The organism is Streptomyces sp. NPDC005017 (assembly GCF_042873115.1).
Classification (GTDB): Bacteria; Actinomycetota; Actinomycetes; order Streptomycetales; family Streptomycetaceae; genus Streptomyces.
The window spans coordinates 453,236-476,346 of sequence record NZ_JBIALD010000002.1; the positions used below are offsets into that span (position 1 = coordinate 453,236).

Annotated in this window: 18 protein-coding genes; 3 read left to right on the top strand and 15 right to left on the bottom strand. The window is 73.0% G+C overall.

From position 1 onward, the window contains the following. Window positions 1-31 precede the first annotated feature (31 nt). Complete coding sequence (locus ACFYR0_RS04790; protein WP_389321884.1) at window positions 32-1,354, top strand: cation:proton antiporter; 1,323 nt, start codon at window positions 32-34, stop codon at window positions 1,352-1,354. A 192-nt stretch (window positions 1,355-1,546) separates the two neighbouring features. On the opposite strand, the gene fxsT is transcribed toward ACFYR0_RS04790, so the two are convergent. The 11 genes from fxsT to ACFYR0_RS04845 form a co-directional block, all read right to left on the bottom strand. Next, window positions 1,547-6,088 (bottom strand): FxSxx-COOH system tetratricopeptide repeat protein, encoded by a 4,542-nt coding sequence (fxsT, locus tag ACFYR0_RS04795; RefSeq protein WP_389321886.1) that lies wholly within the window; start codon window positions 6,086-6,088, stop codon window positions 1,547-1,549. After that, complete coding sequence (locus tag ACFYR0_RS04800; protein ID WP_389321888.1) at window positions 6,089-7,192, bottom strand: MoxR family ATPase; 1,104 nt, start codon at window positions 7,190-7,192, stop codon at window positions 6,089-6,091. A gap of 11 nt (window positions 7,193-7,203) precedes the next feature. After that, the gene (locus ACFYR0_RS04805) at window positions 7,204-8,739 is read right to left on the bottom strand and encodes a hypothetical protein (protein WP_389321890.1); all 1,536 of its coding nucleotides are present in this window, start codon (window positions 8,737-8,739) and stop codon (window positions 7,204-7,206) included. Window positions 8,740-8,918: 179 nt separating this feature from the next. Then, window positions 8,919-11,471: a polynucleotide kinase-phosphatase gene (locus tag ACFYR0_RS04810; protein WP_389321892.1), complete on the bottom strand. Its 2,553-nt coding sequence runs from the start codon at window positions 11,469-11,471 to the stop codon at window positions 8,919-8,921. Beyond that, window positions 11,468-12,922, bottom strand: a complete 1,455-nt coding sequence (locus tag ACFYR0_RS04815; RefSeq protein ID WP_389321894.1) for a 3' terminal RNA ribose 2'-O-methyltransferase Hen1 — start codon at window positions 12,920-12,922, stop codon at window positions 11,468-11,470. Before ACFYR0_RS04815 ends, ACFYR0_RS04810 begins: the two co-directional genes overlap by 4 nt. A gap of 237 nt (window positions 12,923-13,159) precedes the next feature. Further along, window positions 13,160-13,624, bottom strand: a complete 465-nt coding sequence (locus ACFYR0_RS04820) for a DUF6099 family protein (protein ID WP_389321896.1) — start codon at window positions 13,622-13,624, stop codon at window positions 13,160-13,162. Between the two features lie 193 nt (window positions 13,625-13,817). Beyond that, the gene (locus tag ACFYR0_RS04825; RefSeq protein ID WP_389321898.1) at window positions 13,818-14,153 is read right to left on the bottom strand and encodes a nucleotide pyrophosphohydrolase; all 336 of its coding nucleotides are present in this window, start codon (window positions 14,151-14,153) and stop codon (window positions 13,818-13,820) included. Continuing rightward, on the bottom strand, window positions 14,150-15,469 hold the full coding sequence (locus ACFYR0_RS04830) for an ATP-binding protein (protein ID WP_389321900.1): 1,320 nt from the start codon (window positions 15,467-15,469) through the stop codon (window positions 14,150-14,152). The genes ACFYR0_RS04825 and ACFYR0_RS04830 overlap by 4 nt, the downstream gene beginning before the upstream one ends. Window positions 15,470-15,721: 252 nt before the next feature. Further along, window positions 15,722-16,111, bottom strand: coding sequence for a cell division protein SepF (locus ACFYR0_RS04835; protein ID WP_386383225.1), 390 nt, complete (start codon window positions 16,109-16,111; stop codon window positions 15,722-15,724). Window positions 16,112-16,233: 122 nt separating this feature from the next. After that, window positions 16,234-16,539 carry a hypothetical protein gene (locus ACFYR0_RS04840; protein WP_389321902.1) on the bottom strand — a complete coding sequence of 102 codons (306 nt, stop codon included), beginning with the start codon at window positions 16,537-16,539 and terminating at the stop codon, window positions 16,234-16,236. Continuing rightward, window positions 16,530-17,060, bottom strand: a complete 531-nt coding sequence (locus ACFYR0_RS04845; protein WP_389321904.1) for a hypothetical protein — start codon at window positions 17,058-17,060, stop codon at window positions 16,530-16,532. Before ACFYR0_RS04845 ends, ACFYR0_RS04840 begins: the two co-directional genes overlap by 10 nt. A gap of 132 nt (window positions 17,061-17,192) precedes the next feature. Here ACFYR0_RS04845 and ACFYR0_RS04850 point away from each other — a divergent pair, with 132 nt between their 5' ends. Then, a complete protein-coding gene (locus tag ACFYR0_RS04850) occupies window positions 17,193-17,756 on the top strand; it encodes a Chromate resistance protein ChrB (RefSeq protein WP_389321906.1) in 564 nt (187 codons plus the stop codon). A gap of 29 nt (window positions 17,757-17,785) precedes the next feature. Then, window positions 17,786-18,934, top strand: coding sequence for an MFS transporter (locus ACFYR0_RS04855; RefSeq protein WP_389321983.1), 1,149 nt, complete (start codon window positions 17,786-17,788; stop codon window positions 18,932-18,934). A gap of 187 nt (window positions 18,935-19,121) precedes the next feature. Here ACFYR0_RS04855 and ACFYR0_RS04860 read toward each other — a convergent pair whose 3' ends face one another. From ACFYR0_RS04860 to ACFYR0_RS04875, 4 genes are all read right to left on the bottom strand, one after another. Continuing rightward, window positions 19,122-20,363 (bottom strand): ATP-grasp domain-containing protein, encoded by a 1,242-nt coding sequence (locus ACFYR0_RS04860; RefSeq protein ID WP_389321908.1) that lies wholly within the window; start codon window positions 20,361-20,363, stop codon window positions 19,122-19,124. 30 nt (window positions 20,364-20,393) lie between these two features. Further along, entirely contained in the window at window positions 20,394-21,239 is an 846-nt protein-coding gene (gene ddaH, locus ACFYR0_RS04865) for a dimethylargininase (RefSeq protein ID WP_389321910.1), read from the bottom strand. Window positions 21,240-21,407: 168 nt separating this feature from the next. Beyond that, a complete protein-coding gene (locus ACFYR0_RS04870) occupies window positions 21,408-22,595 on the bottom strand; it encodes an acyl-CoA dehydrogenase family protein (protein WP_389321912.1) in 1,188 nt (395 codons plus the stop codon). Window position 22,596: 1 nt separating this feature from the next. Then, window positions 22,597-23,103 carry a flavin reductase family protein gene (locus ACFYR0_RS04875; RefSeq protein ID WP_389321914.1) on the bottom strand — a complete coding sequence of 169 codons (507 nt, stop codon included), beginning with the start codon at window positions 23,101-23,103 and terminating at the stop codon, window positions 22,597-22,599. Window positions 23,104-23,111 lie beyond the last annotated feature (8 nt).

Genomic DNA, 23,111 nt, shown 5'->3' on the forward strand with positions numbered 1-23,111 from the left:
GCCTTCGCACCTGGACGCCCTGGGGGACGGCATGAGCCCTGACGAGACGGTCATGCACATCCTGCTGGCCACCGCCCTGATCCTCGTGGTCGCCCATGCGGCGGGCTGGGCGGCGCAACGGCTGAAGCAGCCTTACATCGTGGGCCAGTTGACGGCGGGCATCGCGCTCGGGCCGTCACTGCTGGGAAGCGTCTGGCCGGACGGGCACGACTTCATGTTCCCCGCGGGGATCGACACCGCGCTGACCGGCTTCGCCCAGCTGGCGCTGGTGCTGTTCCTGTTCGCCGTGGGCTACGAGCTGGACCTGAAGGTCCTGGGCGACCGTGCACGCTCCGCGGTGACCGTGGCCGTGGTCGCCTTCGTGGTGCCGATGGCGGCGGGCAGCGGCTGCGCCCTGCTGTTCCGGGACCAGCTGCGCGACCTGGGCATGCCGGAGCTGACGACCGCCCAGGTCGTGTTCGCCGGGGTCGCCCTCTCGATCACCGCGGTGCCCGTGCTGACGGCCATAGTGCGGGAGAACGACATGTCCCACACCGTGCCCGGCGTGGTGGCCGTCTCGGCGGCCGGGCTGCTCGATGTGATCGGGTGGACCGTGCTGGCCGGGGCGCTGCTCGGCGGTGACTCCGGTGAGCAGCAGCTGACCTGGGCCTGGCGCGCGCTGCTCGGGGCCGGTTTCGTCACGCTGATGCTCCTGGCGGCGAGGCCGGTGCTGCGTCGGCTGCTGTGGCGCACCAGCATGGAGCCCTCGCTGCGGCTGGCCCTGCTGGCGAGCTTCGCGGTCGCGTCGGCGGTGGTGACGCACGCGCTGGGGCTGCATGTCATCTTCGGCGCGCTGCTGGCGGGCGCGGTGGTGCCCCGGGAGGAGGGCGGCACCCTCGATCCCGACCTGATGCGGGCGCTGCACACGGTCAGTTATCTGCTGGTGCCGTTCTTCTTCGTCGTCTCGGGCAAGGCGGTCGCGCTGAACAGCATGACCGCCACCGGCTGGGCCGCCCTCGCGGTGGTCACGGTGCTGGCGGTCGTGACGAAGGTCGGCAGCGGCACGGCGGCGGCCCGGGTCAGCGGGCTGTCCCGCACCGACTCGTGGACCGTCGGGGTGCTGATGAGCACGCGTGGCCTGACCGAGCTGATCGCGCTCAACGCGGGGTATCAGGCAGGCCTGCTGAGCAAGCCCGTCTACACGGTCCTGGTCTTCATGGCGCTGGCCACGACCCTGTTCACCCAGCCGCTGCTGATCCTCGTCCGCCGCCGGGCCGAACGGACGAAGGACCGCCTGCCGGCGCCGCCGGCCGAACCGGCGCTCCGCACACCGCAGGACGGCGCGTCCGCCGCCCCCGCCGCCGACGTGAGCTGAGGGCCGGTCGTGGGGGGGGCCCCCCGGGGGGGGGCCCCCCCCGGGGGGGGGGGCCCCCCGGGCCCCCCCCCCGCCCGGGGGGCCCGCCCCCCCGGGCGGGGGGGGGGGGGGGGGGCGGGGGGGGCGGGCCCCCGGGGGGGGGGGCCCGCCCGGGGGGCCCCCCCCACGACCGGACACCCGGCCCGGACGGCTCTACAGCGGCATGGGGGCCATGTCGCACTCGATACGGCGGCGGGTGCGCACCGCGTTGAACCAGGGGTGGTCGCTGCGGACCACTCCGGCGGCGAAGCCCTCCACCGCCTTGCGCTGGAGCACGTCCGCCTCCTCTCCCCGGCCCAGCCCGCGCAGGTCCAGGGCGAGGTTGGACATGCAGGCCAGTGTCAGCGGATGCGCCTCGCCCGCGACCTCCGTGAGCAGCGCGAGGGTGGCCTCGTCGATCTCCCGGGCCATCTCGAAGTCCAGTCGCGCGGAGGCCGTGTTGGCCCGGCCGACGGCGACGGTGAGCGTGGTGACGTGCCGGGGTCCCACCGTGTCGGCCAGCAGGCGCGCGGCCTCGTCCTCGAGTTCCTGCGCGCTGTCCAGAGCGCCGAGCGCCCGCAGGGTGGCGGCCAGGTTGGCCTTGGTCAGCAGGGTGTACGCGTGGTTCTCCCCGAGCCGCTGCTCGAAGCGCCGCACCGTGGCCTGGGCCAGGTCACGGGAGCTCTCCAGGTCTCCGGCCAGACGCTGGTCGACCGAGAGGTTGGTCGCCGACGCCAGCGAGTCGAAGTGCTCCGGGCCGTAGCGGTGGTTGAACCTCCGCAGTGTCTCCTCGGAGAGCTTGCGGGCGTCCTCCAGCGCCCCGTCACGGCGTCGGCACACCGCGAGGTTGCGGGCGATGCGCAGGGTGAGCGGATGCTCCTCGCCCAGCGCGGCGCGGGCCCTGCGGTGCACGTCCTCCTGGAAGTCGCGGGCACCGGGGTAGTCACCGGACTCGCGCATGTCGATGGCGAGCGCGTTGAGGGTGTTCAGAGTGAAGAAGCTGGCCGGTCCGAAGAGCAGGTCCCGCTGCCGGGCGTTCTCCTGGTCCAGCGGCAGGGCCTCCGCGTACGCCCCGCACAACCGCAGGTCTCGACCGTAGGAATGCGTGGCGCGCAGGCTGAGCGGGTCGTCGGCGCCGAACAGGGACCGGGCCAGGTTCCTGGCCTCCGCGGTCAGGTCGCGGGCCTCCTGGAAACGGCCCTGGTAGCCGTAGGCGTCGGCCATCTCGCAGAGGGAGTCGATCATCTCCTCCGGCTCGACCTCGATCCGGCGCGAGGTCTCGAGCGCCTTCTCGGTGAGCGGGATGGACTCGGGCACCTGGCCGATCTGCCGCAGCAGGAACGCGAAGGACTTGGTCATCCGGATGACGTGGATGTCCTCCTCGCCGGACGCGGCGAGCCAGGCGTTCCAGGCCTGCCGGCCGAGACGCGCGGCACCTTCGTGGTCTCCCCAGAAGTAGAGGAACCACACGGTGTCGAAGAGCATGTCCCGCACATAGGTGTCGGCACTGGTCACCGCCTGCGACGTGAGGACGTGCGGCAGCAGCGCCTGGTAGGCGCGCCATTCCAGCGAGGAGCCCGGCGGACCCGGCTTGGCGGCCGACAGCAGCTGGTGGGCCGCGTCCCGCATGTCCTCCCGCTCCTGCGGTCCCAGCTTGCCCAGGAGCACGGTCTGGAGCAGGCGGTGCATCTGGAGGGTGTCGGAGCGGGGGTCCACCTTGACCAGGGAGAACTGGTTGAGGTCGCGGATGGCGCGGTTCAGTTTGATCGACTCGCGCAGCAGCGGGTCGACGTCGGGTGTGATGTTCACCCCGCGGCTGCCGCGCAGCATGGACCGCGGGATGGGCTCGGGGGCCATGCTGGCGCAGATGTCCAGGAGTTGCCGGGCGCCCGGGTTGTTGGCCTGGATGCGCTCCAGCGAGATGTCCCAGGCGGCGGCGACGGAGACCGGGTAGTCGGGCGACGGGTCGAGTTCGAGGATCTCCGGACTGCGCTGGGTGAGCAGATCGAGGTACTCGTCGACCTGCATACCGGTGACGGCCCGCCAGGCGCCGGCCTGCTCGACGGCGAGCGGCAGGTCGCCGAGTGCGTCGGCGAGCCGTCCCGCCTCCTCGGGGCTCAGGTCGGGCGAGCGCTTCTGGAGCAGCTCGACGGACTCCTCGCGTTCGAAGACGTTGACCGGCAGCGAGGTCGCCACCCTTTCCCAGGCCCGGTTCCGGGAGGTGACGATGACCTTGCCGGGTCCGTTGGTCGGGAAGAACTGGCGTACCGCCTCGACGTCCTCGGCGTTGTCGAAGACCAGCAGCCAGTTGTCGTAGGGCGCGCCGGTGCGCAGGGCCTCCAGGACCGCCGGCACGGCGGTGTTCGCGGCGGGGGCGCCGACGGTGTCCTGCGCGACGGGGGCGACGCCCAGCTGACCCGCGAGGGTGGCTAGCGCGGCCAGGATGAGACTCTCGCGTTCGGCCGGGATCCAGCAGATCACGCGGTAGTCGTGCTGGTGGGTGTAGACGTACTCCAGCGCGAGCTGGGACTTGCCGACGCCGCCGAGACCGTGCAGCGCGTTCGGCAGAACGGCCGCGGTGTCCTGCGAGGCGAGCTGTTCCTCCACCGCCCTGAGCAGCACCTGGCGCCCGACGAACGACGTGTTCCTGAGGGGCACGTTGACCAGCAGGGCCGGCGTTGTGGACGTGGTGCTCGTCATGAGCGGCTCAGCCTCCGTGGCTTCGGGTTGGGTGGCGTCGGTTACCAGCACGGGTGGTTCTCCAGGCTCCTCGGGGACGCTCGACGCTGGCACACTGCCGCCTCCGCCGCCGGAAGGCCCTTCGCCGCCGCCGCGGTTCACCCGCTCGGCGGCACCGGTTCCGGTCGTTCGCGTGGCGAGGTTCGGCTCGATGCGTTTCGCACGTTCGGAGTACGGCCCCGACAGCGCGCGCATCACGGCCAGCTCGCTGCGGGCCCAGCCGGGCTCGGCCGGGTCGGGCAGCGTCGTCCCGTTCGGGTCCCGCAGAGCGGCGCGCAGCGCCACACCTCGCGCTCCGGCGGCCGGCAGATCTCCCACCACGCTCACCGTGCGGGCCAGTTGGCTGCGGGTGGTGGTGGCGAGCAGGGCCTCCCTGACGCCCTCGGCGAACTCCGGGTGTCCCTCGCCGCCGCTGTTCCAGTCGATCAGGCCGCCCATCAGGATCTCGGCGAGGTGCCCCGGCCCGGTCTCCGGCATGGTGCGCCGACGCAGCTGCTCGACGAGGTCGAACTCGAAGGGGACGGTGGCCAGTTGGGCGGCGAGGCGGCGTGCGGCGGGAGTGGCGAGGGTGAAGAAGCGGCGTACGGCGGCGGGAGCGGCGCGGGCGAAACGCGGGGCGCGCAGTCCGGGTGCGGGCGCGCCCTTGGTGAGTGTGCCGGCCAGGACGACGGGCAGGGAACGGCGCACTCCGCGCTCGCCGGTGACCACGTCCGCCCAGGCGGCGAGGGAGCCCGGCTTGAGGGACAGCACGGGTACGGGCACCGAGCCGTCGCGGGCCTCGGGCAGCGGGCGCAGCGGGTCGGGGCCGCCGGGCGGTGCCCAGTGTCCGAGGCCCTGGTTGGCGGCGCCGAAACCGCCGGCCTCCAGGACCGCGGGGTAGGGGTAGAGCGAGGAGCGGTGGCGCAGATGCGGTGGGAGCAGATGGACCAGGGCGGTGGGCCCGGCGTGGGCGAGGCGGCCGAGCAGACCGTCGGCGGCGGGAGCGGTCCAGCCGTGCGCGAGGCCGTCGGTGACGACGAGGAACACCCGGCCGCCGCGTCCGTCGAGAAGTTCACCGGGGTCGGCGGCGGCCCGGCCGGTGGGCCAGCGCAGGGTGGCGGCGCCGGTGCGCGGCACGTCCACCCGTACGGTGCGCACGGCCCGGAAGGCACCGCTGTGTTCGGCGGCCTCGGCGAGCCGGGCGACGGTGTCCTCCCAGATCCGCATGGTGGGGGCCGCGTCGACGAGCAGGACGAGGTCGAACGCCGAGGTCCGGGTGGGGCGCAGGAAGGGCATCCACATGCCGTCCACGACTCCCTGTTCGGCGGTGGCCTCCTCGTCGAGTTCCAGGGTGTCGCCGGAGGGGACGCGCCGGGCGAGGCGGTGCAGGGCCCGGGCGAGCAGGGCCGTGGCGCGGCCGGGTCCGGGTCCGGCGGGCTCCTCGGCGGGCAGCAGGGGCCGTGCGACGTGCAGGCTGTAGGGGCCTTCGGGGTGAGGTAACAGCTGTGCGGGAACGCCGTGTTCACCGGGGGCGGCGAGCCGGAGACCCGACGGCTGGGCGGAGCGGTCCGTCGCGGGCCGGGACCGCCGCACGGGCGGCGGGCCCGGGTCGGTGCTCTTGGCCTCCGGGGCCGCGGGTGCGCCCTCGGGCGGCTGCGGGGACGAACTCCCGTGGTCCTCACGGGGGAGGGGTGCGGGGTGTTCCTCGTCGCGGTCCGGCACGCCGGGTGCGGCCGGACCGCCGTCACGGTTCCAGTGCGCGGCCAGCCACACCGCGTCGGCGAGCTCCTGCCAGTGCGGGGTGAACCGCTCCCCGGCCTCGGCGTGGACGGGGTAAGCACCTTCGAGTGCCTGGGTGTCGGGGCTGAGCGCGTCAGGGAGCGGCACACCGTGCGCACGCGTGTGCGTGCCTGCTTCGGGCAACGCCGAAGAGGGCGACGACGACCCCGAAACGGGACCTCCGTCACCCAGCCCGGATGCGTGCTCCCTGGACGTCATTCAGCGGCCCTTCGCGAGGTCGCGGAGGAGCATTTCCACGAGTCTACGCCCGGCGCCGTCCGCCTGGAAACCACCCGCTGTAGTCATCTGGACAGCGTTCAGCAACTGGTCCAGGGAGTGGGTGCCGCCCGCCTGGACGCGCCGCACGAACAGGTCGACCAGTCCCTCGGCCGCCGGCGGGAGGTCACCGAGATGCCCCTCGACCATGGCCAGCAACTGCTCGCGGGTGGGGGTGCGCAGTTCCAACGGCAGGCAGCGTCTGCGGAAGGCGGCCGGGAACTCGCGCTCGCCGTTGCTGGTGATCACCACGACCGGGAACTCCCGGCATTCGACCCGCCCGTCGGCCAGTTCGGCGCGGCCCCCGGGGTCACTGGTGTGCACGCGCGCGGTGCTCGCGGCGTCACGCACCAGTTCCGGGATCTCATAGCTTCCGTTCTCCAGTACGTGCAACAGGTCGTTCGGCAGGTCGATGTCGCTCTTGTCGAGCTCGTCCACAAGAAGCGTCCGGGGACGATCGTAGGGCAGCAGAGCGGTGCCCAGGGGACCCAAAGTGATGAAGTCTCCAAGAACTGGCGGGAGTTGGGGCCCGTCGGCGGGGGCCGGGGAGTCGACGTCCTGCTCGGGCGCCGGGGGGCCGCCGGCCTGGGCGGCGGCCCCGGCGGTGCCGTGACGCAGTCCCGCCTGCCAGGCGGCGATCGCCTGCGCGCGCCCCATGGCGTCGTGGACGTAGAGCCCGTCGCGCAGGGTGGTGCGGCTGACGACGTTCCACTCCAGGACCCGGCCCAGACCGAGTTCACGCGCGATGACGTAGGCGAGGGTGGACTTGCCGACGCCGGGGGCTCCGGTGATCAGCAGCGGCCTGCGCAGCAGCAGGGCGGCGTTGACGGTGTCGATGTCCTCGGAGTCGAGCTGCGGGGTGACGTCGCCGGGGCCGAGGCGGCGCAGCGCGGCAGCCGGGTCGTCCGGCGGGGCGGGCTGCGCCGGGCCGCCGCCGAACCGCCGCCAGGGCGGCGCGTCCGGCAGCCGTGACACGGCGTCCGACGCACGGCCGGTGGCGTGGAAGACCCGCCATCCGTTCACGACCGTCTGCTCCTGCGCGCTCATGCCGTTGCCTCCTAGCTGGCGATGTCCGGTTCGTCGGGGTGGAGATCGACGACCCGAGTGGGATCATCCCAGAGAAATCCGATATGTCGGCCGAGGAACCGGCCGGGCCCGCCGGCGTGCAGCACGGCGCTGGCCCGGAGCCGGTGGATGGCGAGCGGGATCTGCGCGGATGTCTGCACGGACGCGAACACCGCGGTCACCACCTCTCGCCGCTCGTCGTCGAACACACCCCGCCGGTCCCACACCGCGAGGCCGACGCCCTCGGCGATGGCGGCCTTGAGCGCCGCGAGGGCGGCGAGGTCCGCGGGCGCGTCCAGCACCACCGCCGTTCTCGACGACTCCCCGGCGAGAGTGGTCTGCCACGCGTCCAGGCGCGTACCGTCCGGCCCGCTCCAGCCGTGCACGGTGACGCCGTGGCGCCGCAGCGCGAACCAGCGCTCCCGCCACTGCTGGAGCACCACGGCATCGTCGGTACGCATGCGTTCGAGGCTGCGCAGATGGACCCCGTACTTCAGGCCGAGCGGCAGGGGACGTCCGTCGCCGATCTGATAGCTCAGGCCGGCCACATCGTGGTTCAGCAGGTCGTACGGAAGGACGAACTCCACGTACGGCGGCTGCTGGAGGCGCTCTCCGGCGTCCGGCTCACGCGGCACCGTCCAGAGCCGGGCACCCTGGCGCAGCGCGCTCTCGACCGCGCCGCCCAGGTTCTCCAGGGTGGTGATGTCCGGCTCGGCGGGCTGGGGGTCCCAGCGGCCCTGCGTGGTGTTGAGCCAGGAGCGTACGACGACCTCGCCGCTCCCGTCCCGGGCAGGTTCCACGGCGACGAGGAGACAGCGGGGGACGTCGGGGTCGGACGGCGTCTCGGAGCGGGCGCTGCGCCGCTCCTTCAACTCACCCACAAGTGAGGCGCGTTGAACCCACTCGTCGACCCAGTCGGACAGGGCGAGGCGGTGGCTGCGGGTGAGGGCGAGGCGGGCCGCGCGGTCCAGGAGCAATACGGCGGGCGGCAGTCCGTCCGGCTGGGTGTTCCATTCCAGGACGTGGGCGAGGAGTTGTTCGGGGCTCAGTCCGGGAGGCAGGTCGAGGCCGTTGAGTTCGTCGGCGAGATCGTCGCGTAAGCAGCGGGCGGGGAGGTCCCCCCGGGCGAGGAGGGCGCGCGCCTCGGCCTCTTCGGCAGGGGTCAGCGGACCGGCCAGGATGTCGGCACCGGCGGCCGGTGACGCCACCGGTGCGAGCAGCCGGTCGAGTTCGTCGCCGGCGGGGCTCCCCTCGAGGATACGGACCACGCCGACGAGTACGTGCTCGCCGCCCGGCACGCTCAGCGCGGCGCGCACCAGGGCCACCACGTCCTCGCGGAGTTTGACGCCCCGCAGGTCGACCGGCCGCTGCAACTGGTCCGCCAGCATCGCGGCGAACTGGGCCCTTCCCTGCGCGTCCTCCACGCAGCCGAGCGCGCAGAGCGCTTCGGTCAGCCGTAACAGCAGCTCCCAGCCCTTGTTCCGGCCGGCACCGCCCTCGGCGCCGCCAGCCCGCGCACCTGTCTCCACCGACTTTCCCCCTGAGTCGGTACAACTGCCTGACCGACCAGCGAAGTTAGCACGGCAACCAGCGGTTAACCAGGGAACCATGAGATCCCCCGGGCCGGGTCCGGCCAGGGGATCCCGTATCGGTCACCCCTGGCCGGAATCGAGCGCCCAGGCGCCCCGCCCCACCGGAGCCGAGTGGCTCACAACCGCGGATCCACCGGCTCCGACTCCAGCGCCAGCACCCCGAACACCGCCTCGTGCACCCGCCACAGCGGCTCGCCCTCGGCCAGGCGGTCCAGGGCCTCCAGGCCGAGCGCGTACTCGCGGAGGGCGAGTGAGCGCTTGTGGTTCAGGAAGCGCTGCCGCAGCCGGGTGAGGTTGTCGGGGCGGGTGTACTCTGGGCCGTAGATGATCCGCAGGTACTCGCGGCCGCGGCACTTGACGCCGGGCTGCACCAGCCGGCCCTTGGCGTCGCGGACCACGGCGCCGACCGGCTTGACGACCATGCCCTCGCCGCCGCGGCCGGTCATCTCCAGCCACCAGTCGACGCCCGCCGCGACCGACTCGGCGTCGCCGGTGTCGACGTACAGCCGTCGGGTGGTCCGCAGCAGGCTCGTGGGGTCGTGCTCCACGAGGCGGTCCAGCAGGGCGAGTTGCTCGTCGTGCGGGAGTCCGGCGAGGCTGCGGCCCTGGACCGCGAGGATCTGGAACGGCGCGAGCCGCACACCGTCCAGGCCGTCCGTGGTCCAGCAGTAGCGGCGGTAGGCGGCCGTGAACGCGGCGGCGTCCGAGGCGCGTTCCCGCTGGCGGGCCAGCAGCTCGCCGACGTCGACCCCGCGCTCCGCCGCGCCCTCGAGTGCGGCCAGCGCGCCGGGGAAGACGGCCGAGGAGGCGGCGCCGACGGCCGCGTACTGCGACCTGAGCAGTGCGGACGCCTTCAGCGACCACGGCATCAGCTCGGCGTCCAGCAGCATCCAGTCGGTGGCGAGTTCGTCCCACAGTCCGGCCTCGCCGATCGCGGTCCGCACCCGGCCGAGGATCTCCTCGGTCATCGCCCCGTCGGTGAGGAACGGCCGTCCGGTGCGGGTGTAGAGCGAGCCGGCCGGCCCGTCGACGCCGAACCTCTCCCGGGCCGCGTCCGCGTCCCTGCACACCAGGACCACGGCGCGCGAGCCCATGTGCTTCTCCTCGCACACGACCCGCCCGACCCCGTCCGCCGCGTACTGCGCGAAGGCCTCCGCCGGGTGCTCCAGGTAGCCCTCCACCTGGCTGGTGGGGGTCGGGGCCATGGTCGGCGGCAGGTACGGCAGCAGCCTCGGGTCGACCGCGAAGCGGCTCATGACCTCCAGGGCCGCGGCCGCGTTCTCCTCGCGGACGGCGACCCGCCCCTGGTACCGGGTCTCGACGGCACGGCGCCCGTTGACGTCCGCCAGGTCCAGCGGCCGCCCGTCCTGTCCGCCGGGCGCCTCCGACCGCAGCGGCCTGGCCGGCTCGTACCAGACCTTCTCGGCCGGTACGTCGACCAGCTCCCGTTCCGGCCAGCGCAGCGCGGTGAGCTTGCCGCCGAACACCGCGCCGGTGTCAAGGCAGATGGTGTTGTTCAGCCAGGTGGCCTGCGGGACCGGGGTGTGGCCGTAGACCACGGCGGCGCGGCCCCGGTAGTCCTCCGCCCACGGGTAGCGCACCGGCAGCCCGAACTCGTCGGTCTCCCCGGTCGTCTCGCCGTACAGCGCGTGCGAGCGCACCCGGCCCGAGGTGCGGCCGTGGTACTTCTCCGGCAGACCGGCGTGGCAGACCACCAGGCGTCCGCCGTCGAGGACGTAGTGGCTGACGAGCCCGTCGATGAACTCCCGTACCTCGGCCTTGAACTCCTCGCTCTCCCCCGCCATCTGCTCGACGGTCTCGGCGAGTCCGTGGGTGTGCTGGACCTTGCGGCCCTTGAGGTGACGGCCGTACTTGTTCTCGTGGTTGCCCGGCACGCACAGCGCGTCACCGGACCTGACCATGGACATCACCCGGCGCAGCACACCCGGACTGTCCGGGCCGCGGTCGACGAGGTCGCCGACGAACACGGCAGTACGGCCTTCCGGGTGCGTGCCGTCGACGTAGCCCAGCTTGGCGAGCAGGGAATCCAGTTCGGCGGAGCAGCCGTGGATGTCGCCGACGATGTCGAAGGGGCCGGTGAGGTGGGTCAGGTCGTTGAAGCGCCTCTCGGTGACGACGGTGGCCCGCTCGACCTCCTCGACGCCGCGCAGGACGTGCACCTTGCGGAAGCCCTCGCGCTCCAGGTGCCGTACGGAACGGCGCAGTTCGCGGATGTGCCGCTGGATGACCCGGCGCGGCATGTCCGCGCGGTCGGTGCGGACCGCGTTGCGTTCGGCGCACACCTCCTCCGGCACGTCGAGGACGATCGCGACGGGCAGCACGTCGTGCTGCCGGGCCAGGGCGATCAGCTGCTTGCGGGAGTCGGACTGGACGCTGGTGGCGTCCACGACCGTGCGGCGGCCGGCCGCGAGGCGCTTGCCCGCGACGTAGTGCAGGACGTCGAAGGCGTCCTTGGTGGCGCTCTGGTCGTTCTCGTCGTCGGAGACCAGACCGCGGCAGAAGTCGGAGGAGATCACCTCGGTCGGCTTGAAGTGGCGCCGGGCGAAGGTGGACTTGCCGGAGCCGGAGGCGCCGACGAGCACGACGAGGGAGAGGTCGGTGACGGGCAGGGCGCGTCCCTGCGGGCGGGGCTCGTTCGTCTCGGTCATGCGGCCTTCTCCTCCTTGTCCGACAGCGTGAACACGGCCATCTGGGTGGGCGGCCCCACCTCGGTGTCCTCGGGCCCGACGGGGACGAACTCCACGGCGTAGCCGTACCGTTCGGCGACCGTGGCGGCCCAGGCGCGGAACTCCTCACGGGTCCACTCGAAACGGTGGTCGGCGTGACGGGTGTGCCCGGCCGGGAGGCTCTCCCAGCGGACGTTGTACTCGACGTTCGGTGTGGTGACGAGCACGGTCCTCGGGCGGGCCGCGCCGAACACCGCGTACTCCAGGGCGGGCAGCCGGGGCAGGTCGACGTGCTCGACGACCTCGCTGAGCACGGCGGCGTCGTAGCCCTTGAGCCGGTTGTCGGTGTACGCGAGCGAGCCCTGCATCAGCCGCACGCGGGAGGCCTGGCGCTCGCCCATGCGGTCCAGCTTCAGCCGCCGGGAGGCGATGGTCAGGGCCCGCGCGGACACGTCCACGCCGACGATCTCGGTGTAGCGGACGTCCTTGAGCAGCGCCTGCACCAACTGGCCCTGTCCGCAGCCGAGATCGAGCACCCGGGTGGCACCGGACACGCGCAGCCGGTCCAGAACGGCCTCGCGGCGTTGCACGGCGAGCGGGGTGGGCCGCTCCTCCTCCTCGGTCTCCGCCCCGACCGCGTTGTCGAGGTCCTCGACCTCGCCGTCGTCGGCCTCGGCGAGCCGGACCAGTTCCAGGCGTTCCAGTGCCTGGCGGGTCAGCGACCAGCGGCGGGAGAGATAGCGGCTGGTGATCAGCTTGTGCTCGGGGTGGCCGGGCAGCCAGCCCTCGCCGACCCTCAGCAGCTTGTCGACCTCGTCCGGGGCGACCCAGTAGTGCTTGGCGTCGTCCAGCACCGGCAGCAGGACGTACAGGTGCCGCAGCGCCTCGGCGAGGGTGAGCGACTCCGACTCCAGCACCAGGTGGACGTAGCGCGAGTCGCCCCACTCGGGGAACTCGCCGTCCAGGGCGACCGGATCGGCCGTGACGGTCCAGCCGAGCGGCTCGAACAGCCCGCGGACGAGGGCCGGGCCGCCCCGGGCGGGCAGCGCGGGCACCTCGATCCTCAGCGGCCGCGGCTGCTCCGGCAGCTCGGGGCGGGCGTGGCACGCCCCGCGCATGGCGCTGGAGAAGACGGCGCTGAGGGCGACCGCGAGCAGCGAGGACGCCGCGTACGGGCGGTCGTTGACGTACTGGGCGAGCGCGGCGTCGGGCGCGCCGCCGCGGCCCTTGCCCCTGCGGACCAGCGCCACCGTGTCGACCTCCAGCAGCAGCGCGGCCGTGCAGCGCTGCTCGCTCGCCTCGGGGTAGAGGACGTGCGCGGTGCCGTAGGACGTGGAGAACGCCTGGGCCTTCTCGGGATGCTTGTGCAGCAGGAAACCGAGGTCGGTGGCGGGGCGTTCGGCCGTGCCGGTGGTGGTGATCGTCAGGAACATGGGCGGGGCCTCTCAGGCCGGTGGACGGTGGACAGGGGGTGGTGCCGTACGTGGCGAAGCCCCCGGGACGTGGTGATCCTGGGGGCTCGGCAGGACGACGGCTCTACTGTCGCACAGGGCTGTGACCGGCGCCTTCGGTTATTCCGGGGGTCTGCAGGAAGCCGCGCCAGGCGTCCGGGACGTCGCGCAAGGCGTCCGGGACGTGGCACAGCGTGTCCAAGACGTCGCGCAGGGCGTCTAGGACGTCGCGGCCAGGGCCTCCTCGCCGTCGGCCAGGCGTCTGAGCATCTCCAGGACCCGGTCTCTCGACTCGTCCGCCGCGTCGATCGCCTCCATGCACTGCCAGTACGTGCCCTCGTCCGCGGCGGTGCTGGCGACGCCCACCAGGGCGATGCCCACCTCGCCGAGGAGGCCGCCCAGGCCGAGAAGGGCCTGGCGGGCGTCGCCGAGGTCGGTCAGCTGGGCGGCGCGCAGTTCGCCCGGGCCCAGCTCCGGCCGGCCCAGGACTCCGCAGCCGCGGCCCGCCAGCTCGGTCAGGCCCAGCGCCTCGCCCCGTAACTGCGGCGGGCCGAAGACCGCCAGGCGGCTGCCGATCGCCTGGGCCAGTGACTGCGCCTGCCACACCTCCACCATGATCTGGTGCTCCTCGCGGCTCCCCGCCAGGGCGCGCCTGCTCGTCAGGATGAGCCGCACCGCGTCCATGCGCTGCCCCCGTCTGTCCGGACGTGTGCTCCGCACCCGCCCGCCCGAACTCCACTGCTCACTACCCAGAGTGAGGGCGCGTGCGACGAAAAGCCAGAGGAAGACGGAAATCTGTGGACAACAATTCGGATGAGGGTCGGATTTTGACTGCGGAGAGTGAAAGCGGAGTGATTTCCTCAGCGACTGTCGTCCCTCAAGGGGGCGGGAAGCGGAGCTCGTTGCGGTCGATCTTCGCGTCGAGGGCCGCCAGCGGGTCGACGCCGAGCACCTCGCACAGCTGGAGCAGATACGCCAGCACGTCGGCCACCTCGTCGGTGACCCGGTGCGCCGTGTCGGGGTCGTCCATCACCCGGGCCGACTCCTCGGGGGTCAACCACTGGAAGATCTCCACCAGTTCGGAGGCCTCGACGCTGAGCGCGGCGACCAGGTTCTTGGGGGTGTGGTACGGCTGCCAGTTGCGCGCGGCCGCGAACGCGGCGAGCCTGCGCTGGAGTCCGGCCACGTCGGGCGGCCGCTGATCGTCTGTCACCTGTCCAGGTGTACCACTGTCACACCGGGCACCTCCGCCGCCCAGGACGCGTCGCCCACCGCGCCGACGCACCGGATGTGGCCCTGCCCGGACATCCGCGCGGCGAGCCGGAGAAGTTCGCTCCGCTGACGGGGGTCGAGCGAGCGGTCGAAGCCGTCGGCCAGCACGGTGAGCGCGCGCATCGCGTCGGGCACCTCGCCGGGCGGGTCGGCGTCCAGCACGCCGGGCCCGGTGAGCAGGACCAACGCGAGGGCGAGGTAGCGCAGTTCGCCGTCGCCCAGCCTGCCGAGCTCGGTGCGTGACCCGGCGCCCCGGTCCAGCAGGGCCCGCACCGTCCCCCGGCCGTCGGACTCGGCGAGGACGTCCAGCACAGGTCCGGCGCACCCGACGCGGGCGGCCGTGACGAACCGGGCATGGCGCCGCCCGCACTCGGCGCGGGTCCGCCACACCACGTCGGCGAGGTTGTCGCAGCCGGGCAGCAGCAGCCCGGGCCCGTTCGGCACCGGCTCCCGCATCCGGCCGGCCCGGGGGTCGCAGGCGAACACCGAGCGCAGCGCCACCACCATCTGCTCCGCGGCCGCCAGCACCCGGCGCTGCCCGTCCGTCCGGCCCGCCACGCGCAGGGGGAGCAGCGCGGTGCCGAGCCGGTCGTCGGGCAGCGGGGCCCGGGTGACGGGCGCGCTGCCCGCGGTGTGCCAGGCGGCGTGCACGACGGGCCGGCCGGGGTCGCGCAGGGCGGTTTCCAGCAGCACCACCCCGTCGGCGCTCAGCCGCTCCCCCACCACGCGCAGTTCGGGCTCGGCCTGCACGGCGACGTCGAGCCGGACCGGGCCCTCGGGGCCGTCGGCCGTGCAGCCGATGCGGAATCCGCGCCGGCCCTGGGCGTCGGGCCGGGCCTGCTCGGGCACGCAGGACTCCGGGTCGGGGAAGACGTCGTACAGCCCGGCCCCGCCGCCGAGCCGGGCCAGCGCCTCGTAGGCACGCAGCGCGGTGGTCTTCCCGCTGCCACTGGGCCCGGCGAACAGGGTGCAGGGCCCGAGCGGGAACGAGGTGCCGCGGTGCCCTGCGAACGCGGACAGCCGCAGCTCGGTGAGCCGGGGCCGCAGGTCCTGGCCGCCGGCGGACGGGAGGGAGGACCGGGGTGCCGCCGTCAGCGGCGGTGCGCCGAAGCCGCCGGCCGCGTCGGGCGGCGTCTCGCGGGCGCGGGAGGTGATGCCCTCGTCCGGGCCCGCCGCACGGGGCAGCGGGACGGACTCGGGACGGGAACGCGCCGTGCGGGACGGCGGGAGGAAGGGGGACCCCGGGGGTACGGCCATATCCGGACCGTACGGCTCCGCCGTCAGGCGAACCGTTCCACCCGGGCGACCTTCCTACGATCGGGCGACCACGGGGGCACCGGCGTCACACGCCGGGGACCCGGCCATCCCACGAGCGGGCAACCACGGAGGCACCCGCGTCACACACCAGGAACCCCAGCCATCCCACGAGCGGACGACCACGGAGGCACCCGCGTCACACACCAGGAACCCCAGCCATCCCACGAGCGGACGACCACGGAGGCACCCGCGTCACACACCAGGAACCCCCGCGCTCTCCATCAGCCCCCGCACCTCGGTGCCGGGCGGCGTCAGCAGGAACACATTGCGGTCCACCCGGTGCATCCCGCTGGACAGACCGAAGACCACACCGGTGCTGAAGTCGAGCACGCGCTTGGCGGTGTCGCTCTCCGCGCCGGTGAGGTCGAGCAGCACCGGGATACCGGCCATCAGGGTCTCGGCCACCTCACGCGCGTCCGCGAAGACATTGACCCGGAGCACCACGAAACGGCGCCGGGTCTCGGTCACCGCCTCCGGCAGGGCCCGGTGGCCCACCGACGACGGCCACGCGTCGCGACCACGCAGCGGCACGACCTGGGCGAGCCCTTCCCACTGTTCATCGGTGACATCGTGGCTGTTCACCGGCTCCCCCGATCTGACTCGCACTCATCGCCTGCACGGCCAATTCTTACGCCAAGTCACCCGTTCGGCCCAACAGCGACACGGTCCGCGACCGGACGGGTGCCCGGCTCAGCGGTCCCCGCTCACAGCCCAAGTCCCGGTCGCGGCCCCGGAGTCGGGGTCACGGGCGGCGGGCAGAGGCGCTTGATCTCCTTTTTCAGTTCCTCGTAGGCGGTGTGGGTGGACACACCAGGTGCCTTGACGAGACGGCGCAGCGGAGCGGAGACCAGGGCGGTGCGCAGGTACGCGGTGAGGGCGGGGGTGGTGTCCGCCTCCCGGCACAGCAGGGTGATCAGCTCGGGTCCCGCGTCCGTGGCCGTGCGCCAGTGCGTGGCGAGGTCCTCGCCGGCGGGGGTCCGCCCCGGCCGCGCCGCCGCGATCAGCGCCATACAGGCGTCCCGGGGATGCCAGTGGGTGGTGCCCTCACGGGCGAAGGCGTCCAGCGCCTCCCCGGCCGCGGCGGCTGGGCGCACTCCCGGACGACGTCCTCGGCGTCGAGGTAGCGGCGGACCTGCCGGACGAGCCGGATGACGACGTTCTCCGCCGGCCGGCTCAGCCTCTCGGACTTCTCCAGTCTCCGCAGCGCCGCCTGCGTCAGCCCCTTGCCGCCGCCCGTGGGCACGTCGAGTCCCTCGGCGAAGGCCTCCAGCAGCTCGCTCTCCAGCCGGAGGGTCACGTCGTCGGCGGTGTAGCCGGGGATGCCGGCGAACTCGTCCTCGCTCCGCGCGCCCTTGCCCTTGGCGCTGCCGTAGCAGTTGCCGTAGAAGACGGCGTCGACCAGCTCGGGGGCGGGCACCGGGAGCGCGGCGTCCGTCATCGACCTGCGCAGTTCCTCGTACCACTCGGTGCGTGACGTCTCGCGGTGCTTGTACTGGTATCCGATGCCGTGACACATCACCACGTGCGCCACACGCCCCCCGTTCCAACGGCCGGAACTATAGGGGGAGTTGTTGCGCGACTCACCCGCTTCGGCGGCACACGCCCCGGACGGGTGAAACCCGTCCCGCCCCGAGTCGATGTAACGGCTGCTACATTTCACACCGTGACAACCAACGACCACCACCGATGGCTCGTCCTCGTCGTCAAGATCCCCGCGGAGCCCTCCCGGCACCGGGTCGCCGCCTGGCGCGAGCTGCGCAGGATCGGCGCCCTCTCGCTCGGGCAGGGCATCTGGGCGGTGCCGGACGTGCCGGTCTTCGGTGAGGGCGTACGGCGGACCGTCGAGCTGGCCGAGCGGGCCGGGGGCCATGCGATCGTCCTGGAGGCGACCGGTCGCGGGGAGCAGGACGCGGCCCGGCTGCGGGCCTCCTTCGACGGGCTGCGCGAGGCGGACTGGACCGAGTTCCTCGCCGACTGCGGGAAGTTCGAGGAGGAGATCGCCAAGGAGATCCGTATCGCCAAGTTCACCCTCGCCGAACTGGAGGAGGAGGAACAGAGCCTGGAGCGGCTGCGGCGCTGGCACCGCGACCTGACCGCCCGCGACGTCTTCACGTCCCCGCTCGCCGCGCGCGCGGCCGAGCGCCTCACACAGTGCGCGGCCGTCTGCGAGCACTACGCCGAACTGGTCTTCAGGGCCCTCCACGAACACCCCGGGGACACCCGATGAGCACCGCCACCAGCACACCGGTACGCCGGATGCTGCCGCTGCACGCGGCCGGTTTCACCACCGCCTTCGGCGCCCACGGCATCGCCGCCAACCTGGGCGGCTTCTCCGACGACGCGGTCACGTCCCTGCTGGTGCTCGGCGGGCTGCTCGCCCTGTACGACGGCGCCGAGGTCGTCCTCAAGCCCGTCTTCGGCACCCTGGCCGACCGGATCGGCGCCAAGCCCCTCCTGGTGGGCGGCCTGGTCGCGTTCTCCGCCGCGTCCGCCCTGTACGTGGTGGCCGGCAGCCCCGGCTGGCTGTGGGCCGCGCGCCTCGGCCAGGGCGCCGCGGCCTCCGCCTTCTCCCCCGCCGCCTCCGCGCTCGTGGCCCGGCTCAACCCGGCGGCCAAGCACGGCCGTGCCTTCGGCAGTTACGGCTTCTCCAAGTCCCTCGGCTACACCCTCGGCCCGCTCCTCGGCGGTGTGCTGGTCTGGGCGGGCGGTCTCGGCCTGCTGTTCCTCGTCCTGGCGGTCCTCGCCGCGGCCGTCGCCGTGTGGTCCGTGCTCGCCGTCCCGGCCGTGCCACCGCTGCCCAAGCGGCGCCAGACGCTGCTGGACCTGGCCCGCCGTCTCGCCGACCGCTCGTTCCTCGCCCCGACCTCCGCGCTGGCCGCGGCCACGGCGGCGCTCTCCGTCGGAGTCGGCTTCCTGCCGGTCTCGGGCGCGGCCGCCGGTCTGGGCACCGTCGCGACCGGTGCCGCGGTCTCCGTGCTCGCCGCCACCGCCGCGGTCGTCCAGCCGTACGCCGGCCGGGCGCTGGACGCGGGCCGGCTGACCACGGGGACGGGTCTGGCCGTCGGTCTCGGTGTCACCGCCGCCGGACTGTTCGCGGCGATGCTGTCCGGCCTCGCGGGCGTGCTCGTGGCGGCCGCCCTGATCGGCGCCGGTACGGGTCTGATCACACCGCTGGGCTTCGCCGCCCTCGCCTCGGCCACCCCCACCGAGCGTCTCGGCCAGACCATGGGCGCGGCCGAACTGGGCCGTGAACTGGGCGACGCGGGAGGCCCGTTGCTGGTCGCCGGGGTCGCCTCGGCGCTCACCCTGACCTACGGCTACGCGGCCCTGGCCCTGGTGACCGCGGCCGGTGCCCTGATCGCCTGCGCCGGCGTCCGCGGGGAGCGGCGGGCGGCTCGGCGCTGAACGCGCGGCGCGGCCGTCCGGTCCCGTGCGGCGGCGTACGGCGGTGTCCCGGCGCGGGGTTGTGAGCCCGGCACGCCGGACTGCGGCGAGTCCGGCCGTGGCCCCTCGGGGTCACGGTCCGGTCTCGCCGCCGCTGTCGTTTCCGGTCCAGGCCCCGGGCCGTGGCCTCGTGCCTGGTGTCGCGGGCTCAAGCGGTGGTGATGCGGATCGCGTCGACCACCGCCTCGGCGTTTCTCAGGGCCTCCTCGGAGGTGGCTCCCCTGGTCATCACCGAGCCCACCCGGTCCCAGGAGCTGCGCAGTTCGTTCACCGTGTCGCCGGGCTCGAGGTGCATCGAGAGGGAGAGCACGCCGGGCAGCCGGGCCGCCTCGTCCGCGCCGTCGACGGAGACGACCTCGCCGGGCGCTGCGTCCATGAAGCGGACGGCCGCGCCGCCCGCCGCGCGCTGCGGCAGACCCTCGGGGCGGCGGCCCTGCATGACCTCGTAGAACGCTCCCGCGAGGTTGATCCGGTACGCCTCCTCGATCAGCATCGGGATGCCGTCGCCGGGGAAGCGGCCGGCGCACTCCACCAGGTAGGGGCGGCCGTCGCTGACGATCCACTCGCAGTGCACGATGCCGCTGCCGAAGCCGACCGAGCGGATCACCGTCTCGGTCTGGGCGACCATCAGCTCGCTCAGCTCGTCCGGGATGCCGGCGGCGGGCACCGTGTGGCCGCGCTCGATCGGGCGGGGGCCGGGGTAGAGCATCTTGCCGGTGACGTTGGAGAACAGCACCTCGCCCTCGTGCACCAGCAGTTCGACGGAGAACTCGTCACCGCGGACGAACTGCTCGATCAGCATGCGCAGTTCGCGCTCACGGTCCGGCACGAAGCTGCCCTCGTCCTGACTGATGCACTCGGCCCAGGCGTCGTCCAGGCCGTCCAGGCCGTGCAGCACCTTGGTGCCGACGGAGGCCTGCCGGTTGGCGGGCTTGAGGACCAGCGAGCCGGGGTGCGCGGCGGCGAACTCCCGTACCTCCTGCGGGGAGGCGACCTCCGCGGAGGCCGGGTTGAGGACGCCTGCGGCACGGCTGACGCGGCGCAGCAGGGACTTGTCGCGCATGATCTGGGAGGCTCCGGCGCCGGCGCCCGGCACTCCGTAGCGTTCGGCGAGGCGGGCCGCGAACGGGGTCGCGTACTCGACGAGGGGTGCCACCACGGCCGGGGCGAGGCCGGGGTAGGTGTTGTGGAACTCGTCCGCCGCGCCGGGGAGCTGGTACTCCCACTCGATGAGCTCGCGCAGCATCCCGGCGCCTTCGAGGGCCTTCTTGACGTCACGCTTGCGGATCACGTCCGGCTCGTCGACGACGATCACCGAGCCGGGGGCGAACTCCTTGATGTAGGGAAGGACGTTGACGTAACCGACGATGATCCATGGTTGCTCGGTCATGATGCTTCTCCTGTGCCGTGGCGACGAGGGTCAGGGGTGGCGGATCTCGAGCGTGCAGCACTTGACGCTGCCGCCCGCCTTGAGCAGTTCGGACAGGTCGACGTGGTAGGTGACGAAGCCGTGGTCGCGCAGGCGGGCCGCGAGACGGGTGGCCGGCTCGGGGAGGATGACGTGGTAGCCGTCGGAGACCAGGTTCAGTCCGAAGAGCAGGGCGTCCTCCTCGTCGGCGAGGACGGCGTCGGGGAACAGGTCCCGAAGGACGCGCAGGCTCTCCGCGTCGAAGGCGCCGGGGTAGTAGACGATCTGGTCGTCGTCGAGCGCGGCCAGCGCGGTGTCGAGGTGGTAGAAGCGCGGGTCGGTCAGTTTCAGGCTGACCACCGGGCGGCCGAACAGCGCCTCGGCCTCGGCCTGGGAGCGGGGGTCGGAGCGGAAGCCGTTGCCGGCCAGTACGGCGCGGCCGGTGGTGACGTAGTCGCCCTCGCCCTCGCTGGTGAAGTCGGCCTGGACGATCTCGCGGTAGCCGTGGTCGCGGAACCACTGGGCCCACAGGTCGGCCTCGGCCTGGCGCTCGGGGTGCCGGAAGCGGGAGATGAGGACCTTGTCGTCGACCACGAGGGCGCCGTTCGCCGCGAACACCATGTCCGGCAGGCCGGGGGCGGGTTCGATGGTCTGCACGTAGTGGCCGAGTTCGGCGTAGAGGCTGCGCAGGTTCTCCCACTGGGCGAGGGCCAGGGCCTTGTCGGTGGGTTTGCGCGGGTCCATCCACGGATTGATGCTGTAGGTGACCTCGAAGTGCTCGGGGCGGCACATCGCGTAGTTGCGCAGGCGCGCCTTGCGTCGGACGGGGCTCGCCTCGGGCGCGAGAAGACCGGTCATGCGGGAGTCCTTCCGGGTGCGGGGAACGGGGGCTGGTGCGGTACGGGGCCGGAAACGGGGGCGGTTGCGGTACGGGCCGGGGTAAGGGGCCCGGTTTCAGGGGCTGTTGCGGTACGCGGCCGGGGTGCGGGGCCGTCGGGTGCGGGGGCCGGGGGTGTCGCCCGGCGGTCAGCCGGTGATCCCGAGGCTGAGCGGGAAGCTGGGGCGGCTGTCGAGCAGGTAGGCGCCGGCGGACTGGAGGATCTTGTCCTGGGCCACCACGTGCTGGCACATCGTCATGGAGTCGCGCAGCCAGCGGTCGAGCGGGCTGGGCTTGTAGATCGCGGCCGTCTGCATCAGGTCGTAGAGCTTCATCACGATGGAGCGGGCGGTGCGGAAGGCGTGCAGCCGGGAGAGGGAGAGCGCGGCCCGCTCGTCGGCGGTGAGGTCGTCGAGGGTGCCGCCGTCCTCCAGCACCTCCCACTGGCGCCGCATCGCGCCGTAGACCGCGCTGCGGGTGGCGTTGAAGTCGGCCTCGCACTCGGCGAGGGTGACCTGCACGCGCCAGTTGTCGTTCCAACCGCCCCCGCCCGGCTTGGACTTGGCGAGAACCTGCTCGCGCACCCAGTCCAGGGCGGCGCGGGCGACACCGAGCGGGACGCCGGGCATGTTGCGCATGTGGACCTCGGGCTGCGCCAGGGGGCCCTCTCCGTTGCGCACCTCGCCGAAGGTGAGGGTGCGGCCTTCGGGGACGAACACCTCGTGGATGGCGTAGTCGCAACTGCCGCTGCCCGACAGGCCGGTGGTGTTCCAGGTGTCGATGATCTCGACGTCGGCGCGCGGCACCATCAGCAGGATGGAGTCGTGGGAGCCGTCGACCAGATAGGGCTCGCCGTCCTCGTAGATGAAGGCGCCGGAGATGACCCAGTCGGCGTGGGTGATGCCGCTGCCGAACTGCCAGCGGCCGGTCAGGCGGTAGCCGCCCTCGACCTTCTCGGCGCGGCCGGTGGGGAAGAGCAGGCCGGCGGTGGTCATGTCGAGGCGGGGGAACATCTCCTTGGCCACGGTCTCGTCGAGGAACGAGGCGTAGAGGCCGGAGTCCATGCCGATCATGGCGGCCCAGCCGGCCGAGGCGTCGCCGTAGGCCAGGGCCTCGACCACCTCGGTCTGCTCGACGGAGGTCAGCTCCGGGCCGCCCCAGGCCCGGCTGAAGCCCATCCGGAACGCCCCGGTGGCGCGGATCAGTTCGACGACGTCCGAGGGGAGGCGGCGGTTCTGCTCGATCTCGGCGGCGCGCTCACGCAGTCGCGGGGCCAGCGCCTTGGCGGCGGCGAGGATGTCGGCGGCGGTGTTGGGGACCGCGTCGTGGTTCGTCATGTCAGGACTCCTTGGAGGTGGCGGTCGCCAACTGCTGGAACTTGCCGTGCAGGAAGAGCAGCGGGGGCTGGAGGTCACGGATGCCGGTGGAGACGACCTCGCCGATCACCATCGTGTGATCGCCCAGGTCGAAGCTGTCGCTGAGCACGCACTCGATGCCGCTCTGCGCGTCGAGGATGAGGGCGCCGGTGGCGGGCCCGGGGTTGGCCGCGAGGCCGGCGATCGCTTCGGCGCGGTCGCCGCGGCCCTTGGCGAGCTGGCGGGCGAGGTACTCGGCGTCGCTGTCCAGGATGGAGATCGCCCATTTCTTGGTCTCCAGCAGGTCCCCCAGGAACTGGGAGTCGCGGTGCAGGGAGAGCGAGACCAGCGGCGGGTCGAGGGAGACGGAGGACAGCGAGTTGAGTGTCACCGCGTCATGGCGGCGGTTGCCCTCGTTGTCCGCGTAGGTGGTGGCGACGCACACTCCGGTGGCGAAGTTGCGCATGGCGCCGCGCAGATCGGGTGACATGACGGTTC

Bases quoted from the DNA above. Each gene is read 5' to 3' on its own strand.
- ACFYR0_RS04855 (WP_389321983.1), top strand. From the start codon at position 17,786: ATGCTGCCGCTGCACGCGGCCGGTTTCACCACCGCCTTCGGCGCCCAC.
- ACFYR0_RS04820 (WP_389321896.1), bottom strand. From the start codon at position 13,624: ATGGACGCGGTGCGGCTCATCCTGACGAGCAGGCGCGCCCTGGCGGGG.
- ACFYR0_RS04870 (WP_389321912.1), bottom strand. From the start codon at position 22,595: ATGACGAACCACGACGCGGTCCCCAACACCGCCGCCGACATCCTCGCC.
- ACFYR0_RS04860 (WP_389321908.1), bottom strand. From the start codon at position 20,363: ATGACCGAGCAACCATGGATCATCGTCGGTTACGTCAACGTCCTTCCC.
- ACFYR0_RS04875 (WP_389321914.1), bottom strand. From the start codon at position 23,103: ATGTCACCCGATCTGCGCGGCGCCATGCGCAACTTCGCCACCGGAGTG.
- ddaH (WP_389321910.1), bottom strand. From the start codon at position 21,239: ATGACCGGTCTTCTCGCGCCCGAGGCGAGCCCCGTCCGACGCAAGGCG.
- ACFYR0_RS04810 (WP_389321892.1), bottom strand. From the start codon at position 11,471: ATGACCGAGACGAACGAGCCCCGCCCGCAGGGACGCGCCCTGCCCGTC.
- ACFYR0_RS04790 (WP_389321884.1), top strand. From the start codon at position 32: ATGAGCCCTGACGAGACGGTCATGCACATCCTGCTGGCCACCGCCCTG.
- ACFYR0_RS04815 (WP_389321894.1), bottom strand. From the start codon at position 12,922: ATGTTCCTGACGATCACCACCACCGGCACGGCCGAACGCCCCGCCACC.
- ACFYR0_RS04800 (WP_389321888.1), bottom strand. From the start codon at position 7,192: ATGAGCGCGCAGGAGCAGACGGTCGTGAACGGATGGCGGGTCTTCCAC.
- ACFYR0_RS04840 (WP_389321902.1), bottom strand. From the start codon at position 16,539: ATGGCGCTGATCGCGGCGGCGCGGCCGGGGCGGACCCCCGCCGGCGAG.
- ACFYR0_RS04830 (WP_389321900.1), bottom strand. From the start codon at position 15,469: ATGGCCGTACCCCCGGGGTCCCCCTTCCTCCCGCCGTCCCGCACGGCG.
- fxsT (WP_389321886.1), bottom strand. From the start codon at position 6,088: ATGACGTCCAGGGAGCACGCATCCGGGCTGGGTGACGGAGGTCCCGTT.